Here is a 26,132-nt window from a genome sequence, read left to right as displayed (position 1 = left end):
GGCGACAGTAGAGGCATGCACAGCGGTCGCCATTCCATCTCTTCGGCACACCCGGTGAAGGTCTTCCTCGCCGACGACTCCTCGGCCATCCGCACCCGGGTGGCCGGCCTGCTGGCCGGTGACGCGGTGACGGTGGTGGGCGAAGCCGCCACCCCGCAAAGCTCCATCGCCGCCATCCTGGCCAGCCACCCCGATGTGGTGGTGCTGGACGTCCAGCTCGACGGCGGCACCGGTCTGCAGGTGTTGCAGGCGGTGCGCCGGGCGGCCCCCGAGATCGCCTTTGTGGTCTTCAGCAACAACGCCGGGCCGGCCTACCGCAAGCGCTACCTGGGCGCCGGCGCGCTGGAGTTTCTCGACAAAAGCAGCGAATTCGACCGCCTGGCCGGCGCGGTGCAAGCCGCCTTCCACGCCGTCGCCCATTGACATCCCCATTGATTTCAGACCCTCGCAGCCAAGGAGCCTCTATGTTCGACACCCTGTCCCCCAGCACCGTGGCACCGATCCACTTCCAGCCCTCGGCCACCACGCTGCGCATGGCCGCCCCGCCGACGCTGGCCACCAAATGCTCGACCTGCCATTTGCGCGAACTGTGTTTGCCCGATGGCATGAGCGACCCCGATGTGAGCCGTCTCGATGCGCTGCGGTTCGCGCGGCGCAAGGTCAAGGCCGGCCAGACGCTGTACCGCGAGGGCGACCGCTTCCAGTTCATCTACGCGGTGCGCAGCGGGATGTTCAAGGTCAGCCTGTTGGCCGGTGACGGCCGCGAACAGGTCAGCAGCTTCTACATGGCCGGCGAGCTGATGGGTCTGGACGGCCTGGCCCATGGTGTGCACGCCAGCGTGGCCACCGCGCTGGAAGACACCGAGGTCTGCGCCATTCCCTATGCCCACCTGATGGAGTTGTCGGCCGGCAACAGCGGCCTGCAAAACCTGGTGTGCCGGATGATGAGCCGTGAAATCGTCCGCGAGCAAAGCCTGATGCTGCTGCTGGGCAGCATGAACGCCGACGAGCGGCTGGCGGCCTTTTTGCTGAACCTGGCGCAGCGTTACAAGGCGCGCGGCTACTCGGCCACCGACTTCCATCTGCGCATGTCGCGGGCCGAGATCGGCAGCTACCTGGGCATGACGCTGGAAACCGTGAGCCGCACCTTCTCGTCTTTCCAGCAGCAGGGTTTGCTGGAGGTCAACAAGCGCCACATCCGGGTGGTGAACCCCGAGCGCCTGACCCATGTGCTTGAAACCCGTTTGCACTGATGGGCCCTGCATCCGCCGCGCGGCTTGACCCAGCGCAAGCCCGGCGAGGCCGGCAGGGCGCACCATGTAGGCAGCCACCCACCGCGCCCATGAGCACGCCCATTTCCACTGAACTGATCCGCCGCTTCGATGTGGCCGGGCCCCGTTACACCTCTTACCCCACGGCCGACCGATTTGTCGAGGCCTTCACCGAACACGACACCCAGCAGGCCCTGGCCCAGCGCCGCGCCCACCCGCTGGGCCAGGCCCAGCCGCTGTCGCTGTATGTGCACATCCCGTTCTGTGAATCGCTGTGCTACTACTGCGCCTGCAACAAGATCATCACCAAGCAGCACAGCAGGGGCGCGGCCTACCTGGGCTACCTGGAAAAGGAAATCCGGCTGCTCACCGCCGCCATCGGCAGTGGCCAGCCGGTGTCGCAGCTGCACCTGGGTGGCGGCTCACCGACCTTTTTGTCCGACGCCGAGCTGGCCGAGCTGATGGCCATGCTGGGCCGGCACTTCAAACTGCTGGCCCAGGGCGAGTACGCCATCGAGGTCGACCCGCGCACCGTGGACGACCAGCGGCTGGCCCACCTGGCCGCGCTGGGCTTCAACCGGCTGAGCTTCGGCGTGCAGGATTTCGACGCCCAGGTGCAGAAGGCGGTGCACCGCGTCCAGCCCTTTGCCCTGGTCAAGGGTCTGGTGGATGAGGCCCGGAGGCTGGGTTTCCAGTCGGTCAATGTGGACCTGATCTACGGCCTGCCGCGCCAAACCCCCGAGTCTTTTTCACGCACGCTGGCCCTGGTGACCGACTTGCGGCCGGACCGGATTGCGCTGTACGGCTATGCCCACCTGCCCGAACGCTTCAAGCCGCAGCGCCGCATCCTGCAGACCGAACTGCCCGCGGCGGCACAGAAAATCAGCATGCTGGCGCAGTCGCTGGCGGTGCTGCAAGAGGCCGGTTATGTGTCGGTGGGCATGGACCATTTCGCCTTGCCGGGTGATGCGCTGGCCGTGGCCAAGCGCCAGGGCCGGCTGCACCGCAATTTCCAGGGTTACACCACCCAGCCCGACGGCGATGTGCTGGGCCTGGGTGTGTCGGCCATCGGCCGGATCGGCGCGGCCTACAGCCAGAACGTCAAAACCCTGGAGGCCTACTGCGACCTGCTGGACCAGGGCCGGCTGCCGGTGGAACGTGGCCTGTCGCTGTCGCGTGACGACCTGGTGCGGCGGGCAGTGATTTCGGCGCTGATGTGCCAGGGCAGGGTGGTGTTTGAGTCGATGGAGCTGGCCTGGCTGGTCGATTTCAGGCGTTACTTCGAGGCCGAGATGGCCCAGTTGCAGCGCCTGCAGGACGACGGCCTGGTGGAACTCAGCGAGGAGGCCATCCAGGTCACGCCTCTGGGCTGGTCTTTTGTGCGCGCGGTGGCCATGGTGTTTGACCGCTACCTGCAGGCCGACCGCCAGCGGGCGCAGTTTTCCCGCATCCTCTGAGGCCCCATGTTCACCACGCTGGCGCTCACCGCCTTGCTGATGGGCCTGGCCGGCGGGCCGCATTGCGCGGTGATGTGTGGCGCGGCCTGTGCCGGTGTGGGCCGGATGGGCCGCGGCTCGCCAGCGCGCAACGCCTGGGTTTTCCAGGCGGGCAGGGTGGTGGGCTATGCCACTGCCGGCGCGGTGGCGGCCGCCGCGGTTGAGGGCGTTGCCTGGCTGGGCAGCCACAGTGCGGCACTCAAACCGGTCTGGACCCTGGCCCATCTGGCCGTGCTGGTCTGGGGCCTGACACTGCTGGCGCTGGCCCGCCAACCGGCCTGGGTGGACCACACCGGCCGTTCGCTGTGGCAGCGGGTGCGGCCGTTGGCCCAAGCCAGGGGCGGGGTGTTTTTCACCGGCACGCTGTGGGCCCTGGTGCCTTGCGGCCTGCTGTATTCGGCGCTGCTGGTGGCCTCCATGGCCGGCAGTGTGGCTGCTGGCGCGGCCTGCATGGCCTTGTTTGCGCTGGGCAGCGGCCTGTCGCTGGCGCTGGCGCCGGCCCTGGTGCTGCGCTTGCAGGGCCTGGGCAACCGCTGGCGTCAGGACTGGGGCACCCGGCTGGCTGGTCTGCTGCTGGTGCTGGCCTCGACCTGGGCGCTGTGGATGGACATGGCGCAGCGTGTCAGCGCCTGGTGCGCGACCTGGTGAGTCGCTTCAGCGGGACGGGCCGGTCTGGCAACTGGCACACAGCACCCGCTCCGATGGGCCGGCAAATGGCCCCAGATTCACCGGCTTGCCGCAGGTCTGGCAGACGCCCAACAGGCTGTCAGCTGGCCGACGCTGGGCCGCCAGTGTTTGGGCCAGCTCGGCCGCGGCACGGTCTTTGGCGGCACCCGCATCCGGGGTGCCCAGCTCGGCGGCGATCTGCTTGAAGTCCTGCGCCCCTGGATCGCTGGCCACACTTTCCAGAGCCGTTTTCTGGGCTTTGGCCTGCAACTCCGCCACCCGCTTGGCGAGCTGGGCCGCGGTAGATGGAATGGACGGTGAATCAAAGGGCGTCATGGCAGGCTCAGCGTGCTTTCCAACATTGTGAACCCAGGATGGCAGGCCAGTGCTTGAGCCAACACAAGCGCCACGACCGACGTCGGTTTCGTTTCCCCTTGTCTTTTTATTAACATAATATACATCGTATAAAGTATAAATGGCCCATGAACAGGCTGCGGAATCGCCACGCTCTGTGCTACCGTGCCACCTCATCGCGCCCCGCGCTTTCGCCCGATGGAGATCCTGCCCATGGACAACAGCTTCTGGAAAACCGTGCTGGCCACCACCCTGGGGGTGCTGATCGCCGCCGCCATTGTCTACGGGGTCTGTTTGTTGGTCGCGCCGGCGGGCATGCACCCGCGTGAGCTGATGGGCCAAATGAACCGCAGCATTCCGGCGAAACCGGTGGCCGTCACACCACCCAAGCCACAGGAAAACAAACCACTCGCGGCAGCGGCACCGAGCCAGCCTGTGGTGGTGGTGCTGGCCGCACCAGCCTCTGCCGCGACCGCCACGGCCTCGGGCACCGGTGACGCCGCCTTCACCGATGCGCGCAAGGAAGCGGCCTGGCAGAAATACTACAAGCGGCCGCCGCTGTGCGACAAGCCCGATGGCAGCGGCTTTGTTGAATGCGCCAACCAGCACATCCGGGCGCGGCGCAATTTTGAGGCGCTGTACGCGGCCGGCAAGCTCTGAGCGGCGGCGCAGGCCGCGGCCAGGCTACCAGCTGCCTTTGGGCAAACGGGCGCGCTGGGCGTTCTGCAGCAGCGTGACCAGTTCGGGCCGATTGGCCTGGCCGGCAAAGTCCGCGGCGCTGAGCTTCAACTGGTTGCGCAGCGTGGGGTCGGCACCTTCGGTCAGCAGCAGCCGCACCGCGTCTTCCGTGCCGTACTGGGCGGCCATCATCAGCGGCGTGGTGCCGTTGGGGGATTCGGCGTCGATGTAGGCGCTTTGCTCCAGCAGCAGCCGGATGGTGGCCAGGTTGCCACTGGTGGCGGCGTAATGCAGCGGTGCCCAGCCGGGCTTGTTGACATCGGCACCACGGGCAATCAGGCGCTGGGCCAGCTCGGTCTGGCCTTTCAGCGCCGCCATCATCAGCGGGCTTTCGTCTTTCAGGTTGCGGAACTCCACATTGGTTCGCGGCGACGCCAGCATCACATCGACGATGCGGGTTGCCCCTTCCTGGATGGCCATCACCAGCGGGGCCTGGCCCTTGGCGTCCCGGGTGTTGGGATCAAAGCCCCGCTTCAGCAATTGCGCCATGGCGCTGCTGTCGTTTTGCCGGATGGCATCGAAAAAACCTTCGAATGACCCCGCATCAGCGGAAAAAACAGAAGTTGCAACAACCAGATGGACAAGAAACTTCAGGTAATTTCTCATCATGCTTCCGTCATTGGGCAGGGGCCATCACACCCTTGAACAGCCGCTCGAAATTGCGGCTGGTGGCCTCGGCCACGGCCTCGACCGACAGGCCACGCAGCGCCGCCAGCTGTTTGGCCACCCAGGGCACATAGGCCGGGCTGTTGGTTTTGCCGCGGTAAGGCACGGGAGCCAGATAGGGGCTGTCGGTCTCGATCAGCAGCCGGTCCAGCGGCACCAAGGCCGCGACCTCACGCAGGTCGCTGGCGGTCTTGAAGGTCAGGATGCCGGAAAACGAGATGTAGAAGCCGAGGTCCAGCGCCGCCCTGGCCACAGCCTGGGTTTCGGTGAAGCAATGGAACACCCCGCCGGCCGCACCGGCCCGCCCGTCTTCGCCCAGTTCGCGCAGGATGGCCAGGGTGTCGTCGGAGGCGCTGCGGGTGTGGATGACCAGCGGCTTGGCCACCGCCTGGGCGGCGTGGATGTGGGTGCGGAACCGCTCGCGCTGCCAGGCCATGTCGGCCACGCTGCGCTCACCCAGCCGGTAGTAGTCCAGGCCTGTTTCGCCAATGCCCACCACCCGCGGCCGCCCTGCCCGCTCCACCAGATCGGCCACCGTGGGTTCGGTCACGCCCTCGTTGTCGGGGTGCACGCCGGCTGTGGCCCAGAAGTTGTCATGGGCCAGGGCCAGGCCATGGACCGCGTCGAATTCCTCCAGCGTGGTGCAAATGCACAGCGCCCGGTCGACCTGGGCCTCGGCCATGGCGGCGCGGATGGCCGGCAGGTCGGAAACCAGCTCGGGAAAGTTCAGGTGGCAGTGGGAATCAACAAACATGGGGAAACGTCGCGGGTCTCAAAGCCGCTGCCGCCGGCAACGACCTCAGATGGTCTGGGTGGGGCGGTTGGACGCCATGTGGGCACCGAGGATTTCCTCGATCTTGAACTTCAGCATCCGCGATTTTTCGTCGCTGGGGAAGCGGATGCCCACCCCTTGTGTGCGGCTGTTGGCCGCATGGGGTGGGGTCACCCAGGCCACTTTGCCGGCGATCGGGTAGCGCTGGGCGTCATCGGGCAGCGACAGCAGCACATAGACATCGTCTCCCAGCCGGTAGTCTCGCTGGGTGGGGATGAAGATGCCGCCCTGGGCAAACAACGGGATGTAGGCCGCGTACAGCGCCGCCTTCTCCTTGATGGCGAGCTGGATGACGCTGGGGCGCGGCGTGGACAAACTCATGGCTGCCAGTGTACGGGAAGGCTTGCCACCGTGGGGCTCAGGTGGCAACGGCTGCCAGCACCCGGCGCGCCTCGCTGACCAGGGCTTCCAGCATCAGGCCGGGGTTGAACGGGTGTTCGGCGGTGCGGGCGGCGGCCATCAAGTCCTTGGCCCAGCGGGCCAGCGGCCGCATCGCCGGGGCCGGTGGCAACTGGCTGGCTTCAAAAAAGCGGGGGGCCGCGCCCTGCTGCACCGCCATCAGGTCGTGACAGAGCTTTTGCAATGCGTCCACCACCTGGGCCGGGGCCCAGTCGGCCATGGGGCTGGCGTCACCGCGCGCCACCGCCTTGGGCAGGCTTTGCCACAACGCCAGCGGCAGGCCGGCCTGGGCCATCTGCAGCGCGGCCTCCGGCCGGCCGCCGGAGGCGCGCAGCCAGGCCTGGGCGGTGGGGACGTCCAGGCCCTGCCCGGCCAGCCAGTCGGCAGCGGCCTGGGCCTCGGGCCAGACCATGGCATGGCCCAGGCAGCGGCTGCGGATGGTGGGCAGCAGCTGATGGGCGCTTTCGCTGGCCAGCACAAAACGCATGTCGCCGGGTGGTTCTTCCAGGGTCTTGAGCAAGGCGTTGGCGGTGATGACGTTCATGCGCTCGGCCGGGTAGACCAGCATGGCCTTGCCGCGGCCGCGGGCGCTGGTGCGCTGCGAGAACTCCACCGCCTCCAGCATGGCCTCGACCCGGATCTGCTTGCTGGGCTTGCGCTTTTTGTCGTCGATCTCGCGCTGGGCCTTTTCGCTCAGCGCCCAGCCGCGTGCCAGCATGTCGGTCTCTGGCATCAGCAAAACCAGGTCGGGGTGGGTGTGGGCGCCCATCAGGTGGCAGCTGGCGCACTGGCCGCAGGCGGCCTGGCCGCCGTCGGCGGTGGTTTGCGGCTGGTCACACAGCCAGGTGCTGACCATGGCCAGGCCCAGTTCGTACTGGCCCAGGCCGGATGGCCCTTGCAGCAGCCAGGCGTGGCCGCGCTGTCGGCTCAAGTTGCCCAGCTGGCTCACCAGCCAGGGCGTGGCGGCGCTCATGCCAGCCAGCCCCGCTGGCGCACCGCGGCCAGCACATGGTTGCCCACGCTGTCGCGGGCCTGGTCGGCATGGATGCGGGAAAAACGCTGGGGTGCACCCGCCAGACGCTGGCGGTAGCCCTCGGCCACCCGCTCGAAGAAGGCCTGGGGCTGGCCCTCGAAGCGGTCGGGCAGGCGGGCGTCGGCCAGCCGCACCGCGGCCACGGCCGGGGGCAGGTCAAACCACAGCGTCAGGTCGGGTTGCAGCAGGCCGGCGGCAGCGTCGTCGCCCTGCTGCTGCACCCATTGCTCCAGCGTGGCCAACACGGCCAGGTCAAAGCCACGGCCGCCGCCCTGGTAGGCGAAGCTGGCGTCGGTGAAGCGGTCACACAACACCACCTCGCCGCGGGCCAGCGCCGGCCGGATGACCTGCTCGATGTGGTCGCGGCGGGCGGCAAAAATCAGCAAGGCCTCGGTCAGCGGGTCCATGGCCTCGTGCAGCACCAGGGCGCGCAGCTTTTCGGCCAGCGGCGTGCCACCGGGCTCGCGGGTCAGCGTGATCGCCCTGCCCTGGGCGCGAAACGCCTGGGCCAGGGTGTCGATGTGGCTGGATTTGCCGGCACCGTCGATGCCCTCGAAGCTGATGAAAAGTCCCGCCATTGGCCGATTGTCGGTCACTGGCCGCGCTGGAATTTGTTGACCGCGCGGTTGTGCTCCTGCAGCGTGGCGCTGAACTCGCTGGAGCCGTCGCCGCGGGCCACGAAGTACAGCGCCCGGGTGGCGGCCGGCTGCACCGCGGCGCGCAGCGCGGCTTTTCCGGGCATGGCGATCGGTGTCGGTGGCAGGCCGGCGCGGGTGTAGGTGTTGTAGGGGGTGTCGGTCTGCAGGTCGGCCTTGCGCAGGTTACCGTCAAACTGCGCGCCCAGGCCGTAAATCACCGTCGGGTCGGTCTGCAGCAGCATGCCGTTGCGCAACCGGTTGGTGAACACGCCGGCGATCAGCGGCCGGTCGGCCGGCTGACCAGTTTCCTTTTCCACGATGCTGGCCAGGGTCAGCAGCTCGTCGGGCGAGCGCAGCGGCGTGTCGGCAGCGCGCAGGGCCCAGGCTTCGGCCAGGTGCTTGTCCATGGCCCGCAGCGCGCGTTGCAGCACCGCGATGTCGCTGCTGCCCTTGGCATAGGCGTAGGTGTCGGGGAAAAACCGGCCCTCGGGCATCTGCTCGGGCCGGCCCAGCCGAGCCATCAGTTCGGTGTCGCCCAGCGTGGCGCTGTCGGGTTTCAGGGCTTCGGCCTTGGCGAGCGCGGCGCGCAGCTGGCGGATGTTCCAGCCTTCGACCAGCGTCACCGAACGCATCGAGGCGTCGCCCCGAACCAGCTTTTGCAGCAGGCTGTAGGGCGTGGTGCCGGGGTCCAGCTCGTAGCTGCCGGCCTTGATCTGCCGGTCCTGGCCGGACAGGCGGAACCAGGCGTACAGCAGCAAGGGGTTGGTTTGCACCCCGCTGTCCACCGCCAGCTTGGCCACCGCCCGGGGCGTGGTGCCGGCCTCGATGGCCAGATCGAGCGGCTGGCTGCCAGCCACCACCGGCGTTTGCAGCCACCAGGCCGCACCACCGCCGGCCAGCAAGGCCAGGGCCAGGCCCCAACCCAGCATCCGCACCATCCACCGGGTCACCGGGCCGTCTCCTGCATGTCCATCATCGGGGCATGATAATTCACCGATGAGTGCTTCTCTGAACCCTGCCCTGGCCAGCCACCTGAATGGTGTGGCCCGTTTGACCCACCTGGGCGTGATCGAGGTCAGCGGCGAGGACGCCGCCAAATTCCTGCACGGCCAGCTGACCCAGGACGTGGCCTTGATGGGCCAGGCCGAGGCCAGGCTGGCCGCCTTCTGTTCGGCCAAGGGCCGGATGCTGGCCAGCTTTGTCATGACCCGCCAGGGCCCGCAGGGCGTGCGCCTGGTTTGCCAGCGCGACCTGCTGGCCCCCACGCTGAAGCGGCTGAGCATGTTTGTGCTGCGTGCCAAGGCCCAGCTGCGCGACGCCAGCGACGATCTGGCCGTCTATGGCCTGGCCGGCGACGCGCTGCTGGCGCTGGCCGCCGACTGGCCGGCTGGAACCACCAAGCTCGACCTGGGCGCGGCCACCTTGGCCCGGCTGCCTGCGGCCGGCGATGTGGCCCGGGCGCTGTGGGTGGGCCCGGCCAGCGAGCCGGCGCCCGCTGGCGCCGCGCTGTCGACCGACCTGTGGCAATGGGGCGAGGTGCTGAGCGGCGTGGCGCCGGTGAGCGCGGCCACGGTGGAGGCCTTTGTGCCGCAGATGCTGAACTACGAGTCGGTGGGCGGCGTGAATTTCAAAAAGGGCTGCTACCCCGGGCAGGAGGTGGTGGCCCGCAGCCAGTTCCGTGGCACGCTGAAGCGCCGCGGCTTCATCCTGCATGGCGAGGTGGCCATGGTGGCCGGCCAGGCGGTGTTTGCCGCGGCCGACCCGACCCAGCCGGCCGGAACCATTGCGCTGGCCGCACCCTCCCCGCTGGGCGGCTTTGACGCCATCGCCTCGCTGCAGGTGGCCGCCACCGAGGGCCCGCCGCTGCACCTGGCCGCTGCCGACGGGCCGGCGCTGGCGCTGCGCGCCCTGCCCTACGCCCTGCTCGACGACATCTGAGCACCCAGGCGGCCCCATGTGCCTGAGTGCGCTGGCCATTGGCGTCCACCCCCGCTGGCCGCTGGTGCTGGCCTCCAACCGCGACGAGTACCGCAGCCGGCCGGCCGCAGCGCTGGCCGAATGGGCACTGCCCAACGGCCGGGTGGTGGTGGCCGGTCGCGACCTGCAGGACGGCGGCACCTGGCTGGGCACCACGCCCAGTGGCCGCCTGGCCCTGCTGACCAATGTGCGCCAGGGCCAGCCTGAGCGCGGTGCCCGCAGCCGGGGCGAACTGGTCACCCGCTGGCTGGCCGGTGACGGTGATTCGGCGGCCTTCGCCGCCGCGCTGGAGCACCGTGACTACGCCGGCTTCAACCTGGTGGTGGGCGATGTGCACCGCGGCGACTGGCGCTATGTGTCGAATGGCCTGGCGCCGGCCAGCCGGGCGCTGGCGCCGGGCTTGTACGGCCTGTCGAATGCCGCGCTCGACACCCCCTGGCCCAAAACCCTGAGGCTGAAACAGCGGCTGGCCGAGGCCCTGGCCGAAAGCACCAGCGACAGCGCACTGGCCGATGCGCTGATGGCCGCGTTGCAAGACCCGGCCCGTGCCTCCACCGACGCCCTGCCCCAGACCGGCGTGCCGCTGGCCATGGAGTGGGGCCTGTCCAGCGTCTGGGTTGACCTGCCCGAGGCCGGCTACGGCACCCGCTGCAGCACGGTGCTGGTGGCCACGGCCGAAGGCACCACCACCCGGGTGGCGTTGCGCGAACGCAGCTATGCCTCGGCCTCCACCGAGGCGCACTGCAGCCTGGTCTGGTAGCGGGGCGCGCTCAGGCCAGCGCCAGCCGCATGCCGATGTGGGGAATACCGGCCTCGTCGAAAGGTTCGCCATGGGCGACAAAACCGGCCTGGCGGTAAAAGCCTTCGGCGCTGCGTTGGGCATGGATGGCCACGGCCTGGTCGCCGCGCGCGCGGGCCTGGGCCAACAAGGCTTGCAGCACCTGCTGGCCCAGACCGCTGCCGCGCAGGTCGTGGCGCACCGCCATCCGGCCCAGTCTGGCCACGCCATCCAGCGCCGGCAGCAGCCGGCCGGTGGCCACCGCCATTCCGAGCCGGTTGCGGGCCACCAGGTGCCAGGCGCGGGCGTCGTCCTCGTCCCATTCCATGGCCTCGGGCACGCCCTGCTCGGCCACAAAAACGTCGCGGCGCAGCGGCGCGCCCAAAGCCTGCAGCGCCGTCCAGTCGCCGCCGTCCAGCGTGACCATGGCCTCGCCGGCCTCGAAACCTTGCATGGCCCCTCGCAGCGCATCGGGCACAGCCTGCGAGGTCTGGGTGGCCGGGTCGGCGTACACGTAGACCAGCTCGCCCGACACCAGCTCGGTGGCGCCGCGGAACACGGCGGCCGAAAACACCAGCGACGAGCGGCCGATGCGCGCACAGCGCATGCCGATGTCCAGCTGGTCGTCGTAGCGGGCCGAGGCGTGGTACTCCAGCGTGGCTTTCTTCACGTAGAGGTCACCGCCCAGCTGAACTATCGCGGCCTCGTAAGGCAGGGCCATGGCGCGCCAGTAGTCGCCAACGGCGGTGTCCAAGTACATCAGGTAATGGCCGTTGAAGACGATTTTTTGCATGTCCACCTCGGCCCAGCGCACACGCAGGCGGTGGAAGAAACGGAAGTCGTCGCGGGTCAATGGCATGGCGTTGGCAAGGGTCAGGTTGACAGAATGGTGCCGCTCAGGCGGCGCGGGCAAAAGCCTCGCGCAGCGCCCGCGCGGCGTCGGCATGGGCAGTCAAGGCCTCGGGAATGGCCCGGCCCATCTTGATGAATTCGTGCACCACGCCGCGGTAGATTTCCAGATCGACCGCCACGCCGGCGGCGCGCAGTGCGTCCCCGTACAACACACCTTCGTCGACCAGCGGGTCGCATTCGGCCAGGCCCAGCCAGGCCGGCGCCACACCGGCGTGGTCGGCCGCGTTCAACGGGGCAAAACGCCAGTCGCTGCGCTGTTCGCGCGGGATGTACTGGTCGAAGAAATAGTCCACATGGGCTTTCTCCAGCACAAAGCCGTGGCCGAAGCGGGTGTGGGACGGCGTGTCCTGGTGGGCGCAGGTGCCGGGGTAGAACAGCAGCTGCAGCGCCAGCGGCAGGCCGGCGTCGCGGGCCAGCAGCGCACACACGGCGGCCAGCGTGCCACCGGCGCTGTCGCCGCCCACCGCCAGGCGCTGGCCGTCCAGACCCCAGGCATCGGCCTGCGCAGCCACGCCTTGCAAGGCGGCCCAGGCGTCGTCCACCGCCACCGGAAAACGGTGCTCGGGCGCCAGCCGGTAGTCCACCGACACCACCGCGCAGTGGGCCTGGGTGGCCAGCACCCGGCACAGGGTGTCGTGCGAGGCGATGCTGCCCACGGTGAAGCCGCCGCCGTGGAAATACACCAGCACCGGCAGGCGCTCGGTGCTGGGGGCCAGCAACCGGGCTGGGATGGCGTGCCCGTCCGGTGCGGTCAGCGTCAGGGGCTCGACCCGGGCCATGGCGGGCGCGTTCAGTTCCAGCACGCCGGCGCCGGCCTCGTAGGCGGCGCGGGCCAGGGCCGGTGACAGGCTGTGCAGCGGGGGACGGTTGGCGCGCGCCATGCGGTCCAGCACGCCACGCATGGCGGCAGTCAACAGGCTGGGGCTCGGGCTCGGGCCAGGTGCGGTGGGGGACATGGCGGTATTCGACCACAAGGCCGGGGCCTGGGCGGCCCTGGGCCTCACTCCAGCGCGGGCAAGACGGGCAAATCGGCGGTGCTGATGGTCTGGGCCTGGTCGGCGGCCACACCCACGGCACGCAGCACCAGCTCGGCGGCGTCACTGCCGGCGTCGCGCCAGGTCTTGTGGCCTTCGTGCACCATGCGCATGGCCGACAGCACCGTGCCGCCGATCATGGCCAGCACCGACGGCATCTGCTCGGGTCGCACCTGGAACCGGCCCACCGCCAGACCTTGCTCCACATCGTGCTGCGGCAGGCCGATCAGCAAGGCCTCGAAAGACGGTGTGAACAGGGCGTAGCGCATCATGAAATGGCCCCAGTAGCGCTCCTCATGGGAGCGCCGGATGAAGAGCCGGATGGACAGCGCCAGCCGGCGCTCGGGCGCGGCCACACTGGCCAGCGCCAGGCCCAGCCGCTCGCTCATCTCGGCCACCACATGACTGGACACGTCGGTGAACAAGGTGTCGAGGTCGCCGATGTTGTTGTAGATGGTGCCGCGGGCCACCCCGGCAATCTGCGCCAGCTCGCTGACATTGACCTCGGGGTCGCCGCGCTCGGAAAACAGCTGCATGGCCGCCTTGTAGATGCGGGCCATGCGCGGGTTCAGGGCCGGTGCTTCTTCGGTGCTGGTGGCTGCTTTGTTCATTCAGGGTGCGCAGTGTAGTCGCCGCGGCCAGACCGTTGCCGGTCTGACCGCCAGCGCGTCAATTGCCTGGCAGGAAAATCTGCTTGACCGGCGACAGCCATTCGAACTGTTCCACCGCCAGCGGCAGGAAGGCGACGATGACCAGGCCCACCGTCATCACCACCGAGGGCAGAATCCACCGCTCGTAGCGCTGGTAAAAGCCCAGCGATTTGACCTCGGCATCGGCGGCGTCGATTTCCGCCTCGCCAATGACCTGTCGGGTCAGCAGCTGGTTCAGCGCCACCGGTGGCAGCAAATAGCCCAGCTCAAAGGCCACCAGCACCATCATCCAGAAATGCACCGGGTCGATGCCGTTGTTGTAGGCGATGGGTGCCAGCGTGCTGGACACCAGAATCACCGCGCCAAACGGGTCCATGATCATGCCCAGCAACACCTTGGTCACCAGCAGGAAGGCCATGGCGATCCACACGTTGGCGAAGGTCTGGGGCGCATGGCTCATGATTTCCGAGCGCTCCACCACCCCGCCCACGGCCATCGACAGCGCCATCAGCGTGATCAGCGAGCCGATGTGGCCAATGGTCTCATTGGTGGCAAAACGGATCGCCGGCTCCAGCTTTTCGGCCGGCACATGGGCCTCGTGGGTCGCCGTCTTGGGCGCCACCACCGGCGCCGGGGCCGTCTTGCGCCGGCTGTTGAGCCACTTGTCCAGAATCAGCAACAGCAGCATCAGCACCGGCATGATGGTGGGTGCGCTGATCTCGTTCAGCGAGGTGTCCAGCGCCAGCGCGTAGAACAGGATGATGGCAAAGGTCACCGCCACATAGGGCAGCACATGCACGCTCTCGCGCAGCATGGCGCGGATGGCGACCATGGGCACCTCGACCTGCTCGCGCTGGGTGCGGCGCAGCTGCGACGCCAGGAAGAACAGCGTGGAGGTCAGCAAAAAGACGAACAGGCCCCAGTGGAACAGCTTGGCCGTGGTGACCTGCTTGTTCAGCATCGCAATCAGCACCACCAGCAGGCAGGGCCGCAGCACCACGCCCAGCGAGCCCGACATCGCGGTGGCGGCCAGCGCGAACTGGCGCGTGCCCCCGGCATGCAAGACCTCGCGGTAAATGATGCCGCCGGCGGCGATCACGAAGATGCCCGAGGCGCCGGTGTAGGCGGTGGGTACCGCCGCGGCCAGCAGGATGATGTAGGTCAGCAGCTCGGGCGACAGGCGCCAGGGCCGTAGCAAATTCATGAAGCGGTCGACGATGTCGGTCTGCTTGAGCAGCATGCCGGCCAGGATGAACAGGCCCAGGTTCAGGAAAATCGTCGGCAGCTCCATCAACTGGTTGATGTAGATCGCCAGGCCTGACGGGTGGCCGTGGGTGATGAAGTACAGGCCACACAGAATGCCCATGGAGGCAAACAGCGGCACAGACAACAGGGCCAGGCCCCAGCTGCCGGTGCCCGCCGTGGCCGCCGGCGGTTTGACCAGGCGAACCACCGAAATGCCCAGCATGACGACGAACATCAAACACCACAACAGGTGCAGCAGCGGATGCTCGATCACCAGGCCGGTGTCACGGGTGATCTGGTAGTAACGGATGCTGGAGAACAGCAGCAGCGCGGAGGCGATGGCAATCGACAGGTTCTGCAGCAGGTAGTCGCGGGTGTAGCGCGGCGGCCGGATGCTGATGTGGTGGTGGCCCAGGGTGGTGGTCACCGCAGCCAGCGCCAGAATCAGCAGCAGAATCAGCGGCCGGTTGTCGGTGCCCACCTGAAACAAGGCGAAGAAGCCGGTTTCCAGCGTGCGGAAAACCTTGACCGCCGGCGTGATGTGGTTGACCACCCGTTCGTACAGCCCCTGCTTCAGCCGGCATTCGTCGCGCGCGCCTTCGAGCGCGGCACGCTGGTCGGTGCCAGCGCCGCTGGGGGCGTCGCCAAACAGCGCGTCCACCGCGTCGGCCGGCGCCTTGGCCTTGGGCGCCGTCCCGCCCTGCCCCGAGGCCAGCAAGGCCTCCAGGTCGGGGTTGGGGTCGCAGCTTGGCTTCTGCGGGTCGCCGCGCAGCATGAAGTACTGCACCTGCGCCGCGGGGTCGCCAAACATGGTTTCGCCCAGCTGCAGCATGCGGCCATGCAGCATCTCGCCGGTGCTGATCACCAGCGTCAGCACCAACAGCAGGAAAACTGGCAGGCTGGCCAGCCACTCCAGGCCGCTGCGGTTCAGGAATCGACCGCCTCCGTCAACCGTGCTCATTTAGTTCCACTCTTCCTCGGACTTGGAGGCGCACTCGGAGTCGGCCGCGTTCAGGCTGCAGCGCACGCGCTTGAGCACCTTCAGGCCGGTCTTGTTGTACAGGCCTTGCTTGGCGATGTCGATGCGCGACTCGCGCAGCATCAGCGTGTATTTGCCACCGTCGGCCGAGCCCAGGTCCATCCAGGTCTCGGCGGGAATGCTCAGTTCGGCGGCGTCGATGGACTTCTTCGCACGGTCAAACTGGCTCAGCCAGTACTCGCGCGACTTCTGCCCGTAGCCGGCCGGGAACTTGCTCTGGTTGATGATCATCTGGGCGGTCAGGATCAGGATGGGGAAACGCACCACGGCGCCCTTTTTGCCCACGCCCTTGTGCAGTTCCAGCGGCTTGTAGGCCAGCGCGGGCGCGGCCACAAAGTCCACCGAGCCGTTGTTGAACTTGGTCGAGAAGTTGCTGATGTCGGCCGACACCGGCTGGGCGCCGATCTTCTGGATCATCACCGCCTGGGCCTTGTCGTAGTCGAAGGCGGCCATCTTCTTGCCGGCCAGCGCTTCCACCGAGTTGATCTTGCGGTCGTTGACGATGGGATAGGCCGCGCCCATGGGCAGGATGCCGGCCACCTCGTAGTTGCCTTCCACCATCAGCTTGGCGGCTTCCGGACGGGCAAAGGTCTGGATGGTGCGGCGCACCACCTCGTAGCTGGCCGGCAAATCGATCTTGCCGCCGCGCAGGATGGTCGTGGAGCCCAGGGTGTCGATGGACGCGGCCACCGCATTGAACTGGCGGGTGCGGAAACCCATGGCGATCACACCGTCGCACTGGCCGGTGCGGAAGTCTTCGGTGGCCACACGCTCGTCGGTGTAGGCCTTGAGCTCCAGCTGCACGCCCAGCTTCTGCATTTCCAGGGCGTAGTCCTTGGCCAGGTCAAAGACGTCGCCGCTGTTGCCCAGCAGGTCGTAAACACAGACTTTCTGGCCAGCACTGGCGCTGGCGCCAATGGCCAGGCCCAGGCCAATCAGCGCGGCCGTGCGGAGGGATTTGAATGCGGTCATGAACACTCTCCTTCAAAGGGTTGGGCGCCACCGCTCGGCGGCGCAGAAAACAGGGAAAAGAAAAAACAGGGGGAAATCACCAAATCACTTCAGGAACTCGCTGGCATCGATGTTGTCTTTGCTGGCCGTGGCCTGCTCGTCCCAGAAACTGCCCATGGCGCCGACCGGGGTGCGGGCGCCGGTGCCCAGCGTCCAGTCGCGGTCGGACATGTGGCGCAGCGAGGTGGCGGCGGCTTCATCGATGTAGCGGTATTCGGGGCTGGGCTTGAAGTCGCTGACGGTGGCCGAGCGGCGCAGGATCTCGCGCACCCGGCGCTTGTCGTCGGAGAAGCCGCTGCCGATGGCTGCCAGCACATGGGGCAGTCGCATGCCCTGGCGCTCGCCCAGGGTCATGGCCTGGTTGTAAGTGCCGGGAATGTCCTTGCCGGCCGAGGCGCCAGGCACCACGCTCCACACCGTGGCCTGGATGGCCTGGGGCACCCCCCACCACTTGGTGTTGTCCAGGCAGCCCATCGCGAATTCGGCCTTGGGCGGAATGTCGGTGGGCACGCCCACGGCCTTCTGCGCCGCCACGTCGTTGACCACCGCCTGCAGGCCGGAGATGGTGCCCAGCAGGTAAATCAGCTGGTCAAACTCGGCGTCCTTGCGCTTGAACTTGCCGATCGGGCAGGTCTGGCCGTACTGGAAGCGGTATTTCTTTTCCAGCGCCGCGCGCATCAAATCGAAGGCGGCCAGCTGGCGGCGGGCGGTGCGGTCCAGCAGGCGCTTGTGGTTGGTGCGGGCGTCTAGGGCGTCGCTGGTGCGGCGGTCTTTCTGCGCCCGCAGGTAACGCAGCTCCTCGACATTGGCCTCGTTCTCGGCACACAGGCTGGACGAGGTGGACAAAATGGACTCCAGGCCCGACGGGTCGCCATGGAAGGAGCGGAACGAGGCCACCAGCGGCACCATGGCGGTGGCGTGGGTGCAGCCGGTGTCGAGGTCGGGCACCTGCAGCACCGGCGGCACGGTGTTGCGCTCCATCACCCCCAGGGTCATGTTGGTGGCGCCGCGCTGGATCGATTGGCAACCGGTGAGCAGCGCCAGGCCCATGACCGAGGTGGCCATCAGCAAGCGACGGGACCGCAGCGACAGGCCGCGGGCAGACGGAGAAACTGGAGAGAGACGGGCCATGGTGCAGATTCACAGTAGGTCAAGGAACACCCCATGCGCCGATGGCCTCCTTTGGAGCCCGCCCGGCGCAGGGACACTGGTTCACAACTGTGTCCCTGGCTGCGGCCCCACCGCGCTGAGGCAATGGGTTTTGGCTGTCAGAGTGACATTAGAAACTGATAAATATCAGTGATCTAATTTGAACAGTTATGTTCAATATGATAGCCTTTGACCTAAAGGTGAACCATTCTCGAATACCCTTACACGGCTGTAAGTTTCGAGGTTTTCTGTCAAATATGTGACAGTGTTTGATGGCATTGATGACCTGGGCGAGTAAAAAGCCACAGGTAGGGCCCACCATGGCCCGGAGAAGCCGGCTGACCACGGCGCTGGCCGGGCCGTTCGCCCGTTCATCCCGCCGGTGGCCGAAGCCGATGACGCTCAGCGGAACTGCACCGACACCGGCTGTGCACCGGTCAGGCCGTCGTAGCGCACCACCACCTTCTGCCCCGGTTTGGGCGGCAGCAAGGGGGAGAAAGAGCCCAGACTGATCAACTCGCCGGGCTTCATCGCCAGACCTTCCTTGGCCAGCGCCTGGGCCAGAAACACCACCGCGTTCAGCGGATGGCCCAGCACGTCGCTGCCCTTGCCCTGGCCCAGCGTGGCGCCACTGCCGTCAGACAGTGTCACCACCATGTCGCGCAAGGCGTCGTGCATGGCGTGGCGCTCGCCACGCGTGACCGGCACGGCCACCGGTGTGCCGGTCACGCCCATGCGGGCACCGACGTTGATCGCGCTGATGGACAAGCCGTTCAGTGGCGTGCCTGGCGTGACCACCAGGTCGGGCAGCTCGATGAAGGGGATCACCTGGTCAATCGCCGCCAGCACCTCCATGGGTGTGCTGGCTTGGTTGATGGCCTCGCTTTTCACCCGCACCAGCAGGTCGGATTCGAACAGCGGGCGCGAGCCAAAGCCGGCGTCCACCGTGGCACCATCGGCCAGCAGCATGCCCTGGTAGAGCTTGCCCCAGACCGGCTCACTGGCGTTGAAGCGTTTCTGCACCGCCGGGTTGGTCAGGCCGGCCTTGTAGCCGATTACCGGACCCAGCTTCTGGGCCAGTTGGGCGTTGAACTTGGCACGGGTGCAACTGGCCTCGGCGGCGTTGTCGGGCCCGGCCACGGCGGCCGGCGTGCGGGCCTGCCATTGGGCCACCAGCGCCGTGACCTCGGCGTCGCTGAGGCAGGCGGCGGAACTTGCGGTGCTGGCTATCGCCAACGTGACGCCAATCCACGGGAACAAGGGGCGCATCGCGGTCTCCTGACGTTAAAGTGGTGGTGGCATCCTACAACCGCGAGCGTCCATGGCCTACATCTACTACCTGACCCACATCCAGTTCGACTTTGGCGCGGTCCAGCTGCTGAAACAGGAGTGCGAACGGGTCGGCATCAACCGGCCGCTGGTGGTCACCGACGCCGGGGTGCGGGCCGCCGGCATCCTGCAAAAAGCCCTCGACGCCCTGCCCGGCATGGCGGTGGCGGTGTTCGACCAGACCCCCAGTAACCCCACCGAGGCGGCGGTGCGTGCCGCGGTGGCGCAGTACAAGGCGGCGGGCTGTGATGGCCTGATTGCCGTGGGCGGTGGCTCGGCCATCGACTGTGCCAAGGGCGTGGCGATTGCCGCTACCCACGACGGCCCGCTGACCCATTACGCCACCATCGAAGGCGGCTCGCCCCGCATCACCGACCGCGCCGCGCCGCTGATCGCCGTGCCCACCACCAGCGGCACCGGCAGCGAGGTGGCGCGCGGCGCCATCCTCATCGTCGACGACCACCGCAAGCTGGGTTTCCACTCGTGGAACCTGCTGCCCAAGGCCGCCATCTGCGACCCCGAGCTGACGCTGGGCCTGCCCCCCAAGCTCACCGCCGCCACCGGCATGGACGCCATCGCCCATTGCATGGAAACCTTCATGGCGCCGGCCTTCAACCCGCCGGCCGACGGCATCGGGCTGGACGGCTTGCAGCGGGCCTGGGCCCACATCGAGCGCGCCACCCACCAGGGCGCCGACCGCGAGGCCAGGCTGAACCTGATGAGCGCGTCCATGCAGGGTGCGATGGCCTTCCAGAAAGGTCTGGGGGCGGTGCATTCGCTGAGCCACAGCCTGGGCGGCATTGACCCGCGGCTGCACCACGGCACGCTGAACGCGATGTTTTTGCCGGCGGTGATCCGTTTCAACGCCGAGGCCCCGTCCATCCGCAACGAACGCCGGCTGGAACGCATGGCCCAGGCCATGGGCCTGGCCTCCGCCAGCGACCTGCCCGAGGCCATCCGCGACATGAACGCTCGGCTGGGCCTGCCCACCGGCCTGGCCGCGTTGGGCGTCACGCCCGAGGTGTTTGACCGGGTGATCACCGGCGCGCTGGCTGACCACTGCCACAAGACCAACCCGCGCCTGGCCAGCGCCGACGACTACCGGGCCATGCTGCACGCCTCGCTTTGAACGGCCCCGCCGCGCCCGCGCGGCGGCCTGGCGCCGGTTTGTGAAACAATTTCAACCGCGCCGAGCCCGCTGAGGGCCTGGGCGCGCTCCATGACCCGCCCGCACACCCACTACGACACCCTGCAGGTCGCCCGCACCGCGAGCGACGCGGTGATCCGCGTGGCCTACCGGGCGCTGGCGCAACAAAACCACCCCGACAAGCATCCCGGCAACGAATCGCAGGCGGTGCGGCAGATGGTGCGCATCAACGAGGCCTACAAGGTCTTGTCCGACCCCGCGCTGCGGGCCGGTTACGACAATGGCCTGGTTCACGCCGAACTGGACCCCCACCCCGAGGTCAAGTTCGAGCGGGTGATGCGCGACGCCAGCACCGTCTGGGGCCCCGAGCATTTCTCGCAAACCGTGCAGTGGCCGCCCCAGCCCCACCCGGACGGCAAGGCCCCGCCGGTCCAGCCCTCGGAGGACCCCTGGGCGTTGACCCGCACGCCGTCCCGCCGCCCTGCAGCCCGGCCGGCCCACACCGCCGACTGGCATGGCCCGGAAGATGCCGGCCCACGCGCCTTGCCTTTCCACTGGCCCGCCTGGCCGGCCTGGGCACGTCAGCCCTGGCCGTGGTTGGGTCTGGGCGCGGTGCTGGTGGTGACCAGCCTGGCCTGGGCCTGGACGCGGCTGGGCCAGCCGCCGGCCAACGGCCCGTCTCACAAGGCGCCGGTGGCCGTGGCCGCTGCCGTACCCCAGGTGGCTGCCCCGGTGGCACCGGCCCGCCCCGCCACGCCCGAGTCCGACAAGGCCCGCCAGCTGTACGCCGAAGCGGTGCGCGAGGTGGAGCTGAAACACCCGGCGCTGGATCCGCGGTCGCCGCTGTTCCGCAAGGCGCTGGTGGACGAGGTCAAGACCCGGGCCTACGCCCGCTTGCAACAGGGCATTCCGGCCCACTTGGCGCTGCGCCAGGCGGTCGAAGAGATGGAACAGGCCCAGGCCGCCAGTGGCCTGGGCGGGCTGGCGCTGGAGGGCGACACTTCGCCCCGCATCAGCAGCCAGGAGCCCACGGCGGCCGAGCAGCTGGCGGTCAGCGTGGCCTGCGGCCATTTGTCGCGGCAGACCCAGGAAGCGGCCTACCAGGCCTGCACCCGCAACACCCTGGCCAAGCGCCAGCCCTGAGGGCCCGCCAAGCCAGGCTCCAAAACAAAACCCACCGGGAGCACCGGTGGGTTTTGAGGTTCCTTAAACCAGCTTTTGAAGAAGCTGGGGCCAGTGTGGCCCTGTGCCGCGGCCTGGGGCTTGATCTGCATCAAGTGCGCTGAATGTTCCTGGCCCAACACAGAAACCGGCGAGCGCGGACAATCTCCTGGGTGAGCACCCCACCCTGCCCCCACACCGCCCCGCCATGGCCGGCCGCATCCGCCGCTTGCTGATGGCCGAGCGCCTGCCGGCGCAGCAGACACCCACGCCGGTGCTGTGCCCACTGTGCGACCGCCCGGTGCCGCCTTCGCAGCAGGACGCCCACCACTGGGTGCCCAAGTCCAAGGGCGGACGCGCCACCGCGCTGCTGCACCGCATCTGCCACCGGCAACTGCACGCGCTGTTCACCGAGACCGAGCTGGCCCGCCATTACCCCACGCCCGAGGCCTTGCGCGCCCAGCCCGAGGTGGCCCATTTCGTGGCCTGGGTGCAGACCAAGCCCGACGACTTTTTTGAAACCCCGCGCAAAAGCCAGCGTGTGCGGGGCCGCTGAACCCGGAGCCGCCATGACCCCCATGCCCCTGCCCGACGACCCAATGGACCTGTTGCCACGGTTGTGGGCCGAACTGGCCCAGGCCTGCACCGACCGCCAGCATGGCTGGCGCACCCCGGTGCTGGCCACCCTGGGCCGCGACGACGTTCCTCAGGCCCGCACCGTGGTGCTGCGCGGCGCCGACCCGGTGGCCGGCATGCTGACGGTGTTCACCGACGCCCGCAGCCCCAAGGTGACCGAGCTGGCCCGCGAGCCGCTGGCCAGCCTGGTGTTCTGGAGCCCGGCCCTGCAATGGCAGCTGCGGGTGCAGGCCCAGGTGACCGTGCACCGCCAGGGGCCCCTGGTCGACCAGGCCTGGGCCCAGGTGGCCAACACCACGGCGGCCCGCGACTATTTGTCGGCCAACGCGCCCGGCGCGGCCTGGTCACCGGAGGACACCGACGCACTGCGGCCCGACCACCGGCTGGCAGTGCTGCTGGCCCAGGTACAGACGCTGGACTGGCTGCTGCTGTCGCGCGACGGGCATCACCGGGCGCATTTCGCGGGCGGGACAGGGTCGTGGCGGGTGCCTTGACCCAGGGGCATTACAGTGCTTCCACCCGCCCCATGTCCGGCCTTTCCAGCCACTCGGCAAATTCCTCCGCCAGCCGCTGGCTGGCCGCCACCGCCGTGGTCCAGGCCGCCACCCGGGCGGCGAGGTTTTGGCCGTAGTGGGTGAAGTCCTTACGGTCGGGCAGTTTGGCGTTGGGCAGTGACTTGACCCAGTCCGGGTCGGGCGCCAGCACCAGCATGTTGTCGAGGAATGGCGTGGCGCGGTGGCGCCACTTCAGGCCCTTGTCCAGCCAGCCGGGCACCACCGCTTTCTGGAAATGCGGGTACAGCACAATGCCGCCGGCCGTCTGGGCCGGGTAGTTCAGGTGCAGGTGGTAGTCGGTGATGCCGCCGTCCCAGTAGGCGCCGGGCGGTGCGCCGGGAATGTGGTGCACGGCCTGCAGCACAAAGGGAATCGAGCAGCTGGCCTGCAGGGCCGGGTTGAAGTTGGCCTCGCTCAAGGCCACTTGCCGGGTGCGGTAGTCGGTGCTGGCAAAAGGCAGGGCCGCGCCCGGCGTTGAAAACACCACCCGCTCCAGCCAGGAGCCCATGGCTTTGCGGTGCAGGCCGTTGGTGACAAAAGCGCCCAGGTAGCCCAGCGGCGTGCGCAGGCCATGCTCGCGGCCCAACAGGTGCCGGCCACGCGAGGTGACGATGTGCAGCCGAAAGCGCGGGTGGTTCAGCACCTGGTCCACCCGGCCGCCGTAAAAGTCGACCAGGCTCTGGCCAAACTGGCGACTCACCTGGGCGGCGCTGGGCCGCTTTTGGCCGGGCGGCAATTCGTAGTGCTGGCGGATGTAGTCGTGCTCCAGCCGGGCCAGCGCCTGCACCGGGTCGTCCAGACAGGCGGTGGCCATGCGCCAGGCGCCAATGGACGCGCCCACCAGGTTCACGGGCTGGCTGCTTCGCGTGAGCCAGTCACCAAAAATGAAACGGTCCAGCGGGCCCAGCATCAGGCCTTTGGGGCCACCGGCCGCGGCGGGCACCACCCGCACGTCCTGCGGACGCAGGCCATGGCGGGCAATGTGGGCCCGGGCGGCGGGGCCGGCGTAGAGGCGAAGGGCGGGCATGGGCCTTATTTGCGCAGGCCCTGCAGCTTGGAAAAGGCCGAGGCCATGGCGGTGTTGCCAGGCTGGCTGGGCGCGGCGCGGTGTTGCTGGTGGCGGCCGGCGCCTTCAAAACGGTTGTCGCGTGGGCCGTCGCGGCGCGCCGGAGCGTCGCCCAGCTTCATGGTGAGTGCGATGCGTTTGCGGGCCACGTCGACCTCGGTCACACGCACCTTGACGATGTCGCCGGTTTTGACCACCTCACGGGCGTCGTTGACGAACTTGTGGCTGAGCTGGCTCACATGGACCAGGCCGTCCTGGTGCACACCCAGGTCCACAAAGGCGCCAAAGGCCGCCACGTTGCTGACCGTGCCCTCCAGCACCATGCCTTCGCGCAGATCCTTGATGTCGTCCACCCCCTCGTTGAAGCGGGCCACCTTGAAGTCGGGGCGCGGGTCGCGGCCGGGTTTTTCCAGCTCGCCCAGGATGTCCTTGACGGTGATGACACCAAACCTCTCGTTGGCGAACAGCTCGGGGCGCAGGGTTTTCAGCATCTCGGCGCGGCCCATCAGCTCGGCCACCGGAGTGCCGGTCTTGGCGATGATTTGCTCTACGACGGGATAGGTTTCGGGGTGCACGCCGGTCATGTCCAGGGGGTTGTCGCCGCCGCGGATGCGCAGAAAACCGGCGCTAAGCTCGAAGGTCTTGGCGCCCAGGCCGCTGACGTCCATCAGCTGCTTGCGGGTGCGGAAAGCGCCGTTGGCCTCGCGCCAGCGCACCACCGCCTTGGCCACGCTGGCGCTCAGGCCGGAGACGCGGCTGAGCAGCGGCACGCTGGCGGTGTTCAGGTCCACGCCCACCGCGTTCACGCAGTCCTCCACCACCGCCTCCAGCGTGCGGGCCAGCTCACTCTGGTTGACGTCGTGCTGGTACTGGCCCACGCCGATGGATTTGGGGTCGATCTTCACCAGCTCGGCCAGCGGGTCTTGCAGGCGGCGGGCGATGCTGGCCGCGCCACGCAGGCTGACGTCCACATCGGGCATTTCCTGGCTGGCGAACTCGCTGGCCGAGTACACCGACGCGCCGGCCTCGCTGACCACCACGCGCTGCATGCCACGGTCGGCAAACTCGGCGCGCTTCATCAAGTCGGCGGCCAGCTTGTCTGTCTCGCGGCTGGCCGTGCCGTTGCCAATGGCGATCAGGTTCACGCCGTGTTTTTCGCTCAGCTTGGCCAGCGTGTGCAGCGCACCGTCCCAGTCGCGCCGCGGCTCGTGGGGGAACACGGTGGCGGTGTCCACCAGCTTGCCGGTGGCGTCGACCACGGCCACCTTCACGCCGGTGCGGATGCCGGGGTCCAGGCCCATCACCACCTTGGGACCGGCCGGTGCGGCCAGCAGCAAATCCCGCAGGTTGTCGGCAAAGACCTTGATGGCCACCTTCTCGGCGTCTTCGCGCAGCCGGGCGAACAAATCACGCTCGGTGGACAGGCTCAGCTTGACGCGCCAGGTCCAGGCCACGCATTTGCGCAGCAGGTCGTCGGCGGCGCGACCCTGGTGGCGCCAGCCCAGGTGCTGGCCGATGCGGGCCTCGGCCAGGCTCACCGCCGGGGCCGGCTTGGCGCCGGGCACTGCGGCCACCGGTTCCGGCTCGGGCAGCACCAGCTTGGCGTCCAGGATCTCCAGCGTGCGGCCACGGAACACGGCCAGCGCGCGGTGCGATGGCACGCGGCCGATGGGCTCGTCGTAGTCGAAGTAGTCGCGGAACTTGGCGGTGTCGGGGTCGTTTTCGTTCTTGCCGCTGGCCAATGTGCTCTTGAACAGCCCTTCAGTCCACAGCCATTCGCGCAGCGCCTGCACCAGCGCCGCGTCTTCGGCCCAGCGTTCACTCAGCAGGTCACGCACACCGTCCAGCACCGCCAGCGGGCTGCTGAAATCGGCGCCCTCCACCGTGCCGGCCGGGCTGGTGAAGCCTTCAGCTTCGGCCTGCGGGTTCAGCGTGGGGTCGGTCCACAGCTTGTCGGCCAGGGGCTCAATGCCGGCTTCGCGGGCGATCATGCCCTTGGTGCGACGCTTGGGCTTGTAGGGCAGGTAGAGGTCTTCCAGCTCCTGCTTGGTGGGCGCGGCCTCGATGGCGGCACGCAGCTCAGGGCTCAGCTTGCCCTGCTCGTCGATGCTTTTGAGCACGGTGGCGCGGCGGTCTTCCAGCTCGCGCAGGTAGTCCAGCCGGTAGGCCAGTTCGCGCAGCTGGACATCGTCCAGCCCGCCGGTGACTTCCTTGCGGTAGCGGGCGATGAAAGGCACGGTGGCGCCGCCGTCGATCAGCTCGACGGTGGCGCGCACCTGGGCCACGGACACGCGCAGTTCCTGGGCAATCTGCGCTTCGATACGGGACATCACGGAAGACATGGGCAAGGC

At 68.2% G+C, this 26,132-nt stretch carries 27 protein-coding genes; 11 read left to right on the top strand and 16 right to left on the bottom strand.

What is annotated here, in order from left to right; translation table 11 throughout:
• Positions 1-15: 15 nt before the first annotated feature.
• From AC4BAR_RS06155 to AC4BAR_RS06140, 4 genes are all read left to right on the top strand, one after another.
• On the top strand, positions 16-423 hold the full coding sequence (locus tag AC4BAR_RS06155; RefSeq protein WP_490626923.1) for a response regulator: 408 nt from the start codon (positions 16-18) through the stop codon (positions 421-423).
• Positions 424-464: 41 nt separating this feature from the next.
• Positions 465-1,253, top strand: coding sequence for a helix-turn-helix domain-containing protein (locus tag AC4BAR_RS06150; protein WP_490626922.1), 789 nt, complete (start codon positions 465-467; stop codon positions 1,251-1,253).
• Between the two features lie 89 nt (positions 1,254-1,342).
• A complete protein-coding gene (gene hemN / locus AC4BAR_RS06145) occupies positions 1,343-2,728 on the top strand; it encodes an oxygen-independent coproporphyrinogen III oxidase (protein ID WP_490626921.1) in 1,386 nt (461 codons plus the stop codon).
• Positions 2,729-2,734: 6 nt separating this feature from the next.
• On the top strand, positions 2,735-3,415 hold the full coding sequence (locus AC4BAR_RS06140; RefSeq protein WP_490626920.1) for a sulfite exporter TauE/SafE family protein: 681 nt from the start codon (positions 2,735-2,737) through the stop codon (positions 3,413-3,415).
• A 6-nt stretch (positions 3,416-3,421) separates the two neighbouring features.
• On the opposite strand, the gene AC4BAR_RS06135 is transcribed toward AC4BAR_RS06140, so the two are convergent.
• Entirely contained in the window at positions 3,422-3,769 is a 348-nt protein-coding gene (locus AC4BAR_RS06135; RefSeq protein ID WP_490626919.1) for a hypothetical protein, read from the bottom strand.
• 231 nt (positions 3,770-4,000) lie between these two features.
• Here AC4BAR_RS06135 and AC4BAR_RS06130 point away from each other — a divergent pair, with 231 nt between their 5' ends.
• Positions 4,001-4,447, top strand: coding sequence for a hypothetical protein (locus tag AC4BAR_RS06130; protein WP_490626918.1), 447 nt, complete (start codon positions 4,001-4,003; stop codon positions 4,445-4,447).
• Between the two features lie 24 nt (positions 4,448-4,471).
• Here AC4BAR_RS06130 and AC4BAR_RS06125 read toward each other — a convergent pair whose 3' ends face one another.
• Genes AC4BAR_RS06125 through mltG form a run of 6 tightly spaced genes read right to left on the bottom strand, consistent with a single transcriptional unit; the run spans position 4,472 to position 9,031 of the window.
• The gene (locus tag AC4BAR_RS06125; RefSeq protein ID WP_490627204.1) at positions 4,472-5,131 is read right to left on the bottom strand and encodes an ankyrin repeat domain-containing protein; all 660 of its coding nucleotides are present in this window, start codon (positions 5,129-5,131) and stop codon (positions 4,472-4,474) included.
• A 10-nt stretch (positions 5,132-5,141) separates the two neighbouring features.
• Entirely contained in the window at positions 5,142-5,945 is an 804-nt protein-coding gene (locus tag AC4BAR_RS06120) for a TatD family hydrolase (protein WP_490626917.1), read from the bottom strand.
• Positions 5,946-5,990: 45 nt separating this feature from the next.
• Positions 5,991-6,344, bottom strand: a complete 354-nt coding sequence (locus AC4BAR_RS06115; protein WP_490626916.1) for a PilZ domain-containing protein — start codon at positions 6,342-6,344, stop codon at positions 5,991-5,993.
• A gap of 37 nt (positions 6,345-6,381) precedes the next feature.
• Entirely contained in the window at positions 6,382-7,395 is a 1,014-nt protein-coding gene (locus tag AC4BAR_RS06110) for a DNA polymerase III delta subunit-related protein (protein ID WP_490626915.1), read from the bottom strand.
• Positions 7,392-8,033: a dTMP kinase gene (gene tmk, locus AC4BAR_RS06105; RefSeq protein WP_490626914.1), complete on the bottom strand. Its 642-nt coding sequence runs from the start codon at positions 8,031-8,033 to the stop codon at positions 7,392-7,394. The genes AC4BAR_RS06110 and tmk overlap by 4 nt, the downstream gene beginning before the upstream one ends.
• Before the next feature lie 14 nt (positions 8,034-8,047).
• Complete coding sequence (gene mltG, locus AC4BAR_RS06100; RefSeq protein WP_490627203.1) at positions 8,048-9,031, bottom strand: endolytic transglycosylase MltG; 984 nt, start codon at positions 9,029-9,031, stop codon at positions 8,048-8,050.
• Positions 9,032-9,089: 58 nt separating this feature from the next.
• On the opposite strand from mltG, the gene ygfZ reads away from it, so the two are divergent.
• Entirely contained in the window at positions 9,090-10,031 is a 942-nt protein-coding gene (gene ygfZ, locus AC4BAR_RS06095) for a CAF17-like 4Fe-4S cluster assembly/insertion protein YgfZ (RefSeq protein ID WP_490626913.1), read from the top strand.
• A gap of 16 nt (positions 10,032-10,047) precedes the next feature.
• Positions 10,048-10,830, top strand: a complete 783-nt coding sequence (locus AC4BAR_RS06090; RefSeq protein WP_490626912.1) for an NRDE family protein — start codon at positions 10,048-10,050, stop codon at positions 10,828-10,830.
• Positions 10,831-10,840: 10 nt separating this feature from the next.
• Here AC4BAR_RS06090 and AC4BAR_RS06085 read toward each other — a convergent pair whose 3' ends face one another.
• The 7 genes from AC4BAR_RS06085 to AC4BAR_RS06055 all read right to left on the bottom strand — a co-directional run bounded on the left by AC4BAR_RS06085 (position 10,841) and on the right by AC4BAR_RS06055 (position 19,157).
• Positions 10,841-11,707, bottom strand: coding sequence for a YbgC/FadM family acyl-CoA thioesterase (locus AC4BAR_RS06085; protein ID WP_490626911.1), 867 nt, complete (start codon positions 11,705-11,707; stop codon positions 10,841-10,843).
• 37 nt (positions 11,708-11,744) lie between these two features.
• Complete coding sequence (locus AC4BAR_RS06080; protein WP_490626910.1) at positions 11,745-12,716, bottom strand: alpha/beta hydrolase; 972 nt, start codon at positions 12,714-12,716, stop codon at positions 11,745-11,747.
• A gap of 44 nt (positions 12,717-12,760) precedes the next feature.
• Complete coding sequence (locus tag AC4BAR_RS06075; protein ID WP_490626909.1) at positions 12,761-13,405, bottom strand: TetR/AcrR family transcriptional regulator; 645 nt, start codon at positions 13,403-13,405, stop codon at positions 12,761-12,763.
• 58 nt (positions 13,406-13,463) lie between these two features.
• A complete protein-coding gene (locus AC4BAR_RS06070) occupies positions 13,464-15,650 on the bottom strand; it encodes a TRAP transporter large permease subunit (protein ID WP_490626908.1) in 2,187 nt (728 codons plus the stop codon).
• Positions 15,651-16,700 carry a putative solute-binding protein gene (locus tag AC4BAR_RS06065; protein ID WP_490626907.1) on the bottom strand — a complete coding sequence of 350 codons (1,050 nt, stop codon included), beginning with the start codon at positions 16,698-16,700 and terminating at the stop codon, positions 15,651-15,653. It abuts the gene before it with no gap.
• Between the two features lie 84 nt (positions 16,701-16,784).
• Positions 16,785-17,870 (bottom strand): hypothetical protein, encoded by a 1,086-nt coding sequence (locus AC4BAR_RS06060; protein ID WP_490626906.1) that lies wholly within the window; start codon positions 17,868-17,870, stop codon positions 16,785-16,787.
• 420 nt (positions 17,871-18,290) lie between these two features.
• Positions 18,291-19,157 (bottom strand): 2-keto-4-pentenoate hydratase, encoded by an 867-nt coding sequence (locus AC4BAR_RS06055; protein WP_490626905.1) that lies wholly within the window; start codon positions 19,155-19,157, stop codon positions 18,291-18,293.
• Positions 19,158-19,209: 52 nt separating this feature from the next.
• Between AC4BAR_RS06055 and AC4BAR_RS06050 the strand changes: the two genes are divergently transcribed.
• The 4 genes from AC4BAR_RS06050 to AC4BAR_RS06035 all read left to right on the top strand — a co-directional run bounded on the left by AC4BAR_RS06050 (position 19,210) and on the right by AC4BAR_RS06035 (position 22,655).
• Positions 19,210-20,346, top strand: coding sequence for an iron-containing alcohol dehydrogenase (locus AC4BAR_RS06050; protein WP_490626904.1), 1,137 nt, complete (start codon positions 19,210-19,212; stop codon positions 20,344-20,346).
• 90 nt (positions 20,347-20,436) lie between these two features.
• Positions 20,437-21,507 carry a J domain-containing protein gene (locus tag AC4BAR_RS06045; protein ID WP_490626903.1) on the top strand — a complete coding sequence of 357 codons (1,071 nt, stop codon included), beginning with the start codon at positions 20,437-20,439 and terminating at the stop codon, positions 21,505-21,507.
• Between the two features lie 226 nt (positions 21,508-21,733).
• Positions 21,734-22,081 carry an HNH endonuclease gene (locus AC4BAR_RS06040; RefSeq protein ID WP_490626902.1) on the top strand — a complete coding sequence of 116 codons (348 nt, stop codon included), beginning with the start codon at positions 21,734-21,736 and terminating at the stop codon, positions 22,079-22,081.
• A 13-nt stretch (positions 22,082-22,094) separates the two neighbouring features.
• Positions 22,095-22,655 (top strand): pyridoxamine 5'-phosphate oxidase family protein, encoded by a 561-nt coding sequence (locus AC4BAR_RS06035; protein WP_490626901.1) that lies wholly within the window; start codon positions 22,095-22,097, stop codon positions 22,653-22,655.
• Positions 22,656-22,665: 10 nt separating this feature from the next.
• Here the strand turns inward: AC4BAR_RS06035 and AC4BAR_RS06030 are convergent, their stop codons facing one another.
• A complete protein-coding gene (locus tag AC4BAR_RS06030) occupies positions 22,666-23,742 on the bottom strand; it encodes a patatin-like phospholipase family protein (RefSeq protein ID WP_490626900.1) in 1,077 nt (358 codons plus the stop codon).
• Positions 23,743-23,747: 5 nt separating this feature from the next.
• Positions 23,748-26,111, bottom strand: coding sequence for a Tex family protein (locus AC4BAR_RS06025; protein ID WP_490626899.1), 2,364 nt, complete (start codon positions 26,109-26,111; stop codon positions 23,748-23,750).
• Positions 26,112-26,132: the final 21 nt, after the last annotated feature.

The sequence above is a fragment of the Rhodoferax sp. SPJ4 genome (assembly GCF_058216275.1).
This window is presented reverse-complemented; position numbering and strand designations above follow the sequence as displayed.

What these genes read in the sequence shown, in the direction of transcription:
- AC4BAR_RS06045 (WP_490626903.1), top strand. Translation starts at nt 20,437, where the DNA reads ATGACCCGCCCGCACACCCACTACGACACCCTGCAGGTCGCCCGCACC.
- AC4BAR_RS06130 (WP_490626918.1), top strand. Translation starts at nt 4,001, where the DNA reads ATGGACAACAGCTTCTGGAAAACCGTGCTGGCCACCACCCTGGGGGTG.
- mltG (WP_490627203.1), bottom strand. Translation starts at nt 9,031, where the DNA reads ATGGTGCGGATGCTGGGTTGGGGCCTGGCCCTGGCCTTGCTGGCCGGC.
- AC4BAR_RS06080 (WP_490626910.1), bottom strand. Translation starts at nt 12,716, where the DNA reads ATGTCCCCCACCGCACCTGGCCCGAGCCCGAGCCCCAGCCTGTTGACT.
- AC4BAR_RS06030 (WP_490626900.1), bottom strand. Translation starts at nt 23,742, where the DNA reads ATGCCCGCCCTTCGCCTCTACGCCGGCCCCGCCGCCCGGGCCCACATT.
- AC4BAR_RS06085 (WP_490626911.1), bottom strand. Translation starts at nt 11,707, where the DNA reads ATGCCATTGACCCGCGACGACTTCCGTTTCTTCCACCGCCTGCGTGTG.
- AC4BAR_RS06070 (WP_490626908.1), bottom strand. Translation starts at nt 15,650, where the DNA reads ATGAGCACGGTTGACGGAGGCGGTCGATTCCTGAACCGCAGCGGCCTG.
- ygfZ (WP_490626913.1), top strand. Translation starts at nt 9,090, where the DNA reads ATGAGTGCTTCTCTGAACCCTGCCCTGGCCAGCCACCTGAATGGTGTG.
- AC4BAR_RS06040 (WP_490626902.1), top strand. Translation starts at nt 21,734, where the DNA reads ATGGCCGGCCGCATCCGCCGCTTGCTGATGGCCGAGCGCCTGCCGGCG.
- AC4BAR_RS06075 (WP_490626909.1), bottom strand. Translation starts at nt 13,405, where the DNA reads ATGAACAAAGCAGCCACCAGCACCGAAGAAGCACCGGCCCTGAACCCG.
- AC4BAR_RS06035 (WP_490626901.1), top strand. Translation starts at nt 22,095, where the DNA reads ATGACCCCCATGCCCCTGCCCGACGACCCAATGGACCTGTTGCCACGG.
- AC4BAR_RS06115 (WP_490626916.1), bottom strand. Translation starts at nt 6,344, where the DNA reads ATGAGTTTGTCCACGCCGCGCCCCAGCGTCATCCAGCTCGCCATCAAG.
- AC4BAR_RS06110 (WP_490626915.1), bottom strand. Translation starts at nt 7,395, where the DNA reads ATGAGCGCCGCCACGCCCTGGCTGGTGAGCCAGCTGGGCAACTTGAGC.
- AC4BAR_RS06060 (WP_490626906.1), bottom strand. Translation starts at nt 17,870, where the DNA reads ATGGCCCGTCTCTCTCCAGTTTCTCCGTCTGCCCGCGGCCTGTCGCTG.
- AC4BAR_RS06120 (WP_490626917.1), bottom strand. Translation starts at nt 5,945, where the DNA reads ATGTTTGTTGATTCCCACTGCCACCTGAACTTTCCCGAGCTGGTTTCC.
- hemN (WP_490626921.1), top strand. Translation starts at nt 1,343, where the DNA reads ATGAGCACGCCCATTTCCACTGAACTGATCCGCCGCTTCGATGTGGCC.
- AC4BAR_RS06155 (WP_490626923.1), top strand. Translation starts at nt 16, where the DNA reads ATGCACAGCGGTCGCCATTCCATCTCTTCGGCACACCCGGTGAAGGTC.
- AC4BAR_RS06140 (WP_490626920.1), top strand. Translation starts at nt 2,735, where the DNA reads ATGTTCACCACGCTGGCGCTCACCGCCTTGCTGATGGGCCTGGCCGGC.
- AC4BAR_RS06025 (WP_490626899.1), bottom strand. Translation starts at nt 26,111, where the DNA reads ATGTCCCGTATCGAAGCGCAGATTGCCCAGGAACTGCGCGTGTCCGTG.
- AC4BAR_RS06125 (WP_490627204.1), bottom strand. Translation starts at nt 5,131, where the DNA reads ATGAGAAATTACCTGAAGTTTCTTGTCCATCTGGTTGTTGCAACTTCT.
- tmk (WP_490626914.1), bottom strand. Translation starts at nt 8,033, where the DNA reads ATGGCGGGACTTTTCATCAGCTTCGAGGGCATCGACGGTGCCGGCAAA.
- AC4BAR_RS06050 (WP_490626904.1), top strand. Translation starts at nt 19,210, where the DNA reads ATGGCCTACATCTACTACCTGACCCACATCCAGTTCGACTTTGGCGCG.
- AC4BAR_RS06090 (WP_490626912.1), top strand. Translation starts at nt 10,048, where the DNA reads ATGTGCCTGAGTGCGCTGGCCATTGGCGTCCACCCCCGCTGGCCGCTG.
- AC4BAR_RS06135 (WP_490626919.1), bottom strand. Translation starts at nt 3,769, where the DNA reads ATGACGCCCTTTGATTCACCGTCCATTCCATCTACCGCGGCCCAGCTC.
- AC4BAR_RS06150 (WP_490626922.1), top strand. Translation starts at nt 465, where the DNA reads ATGTTCGACACCCTGTCCCCCAGCACCGTGGCACCGATCCACTTCCAG.
- AC4BAR_RS06065 (WP_490626907.1), bottom strand. Translation starts at nt 16,700, where the DNA reads ATGACCGCATTCAAATCCCTCCGCACGGCCGCGCTGATTGGCCTGGGC.
- AC4BAR_RS06055 (WP_490626905.1), bottom strand. Translation starts at nt 19,157, where the DNA reads ATGCGCCCCTTGTTCCCGTGGATTGGCGTCACGTTGGCGATAGCCAGC.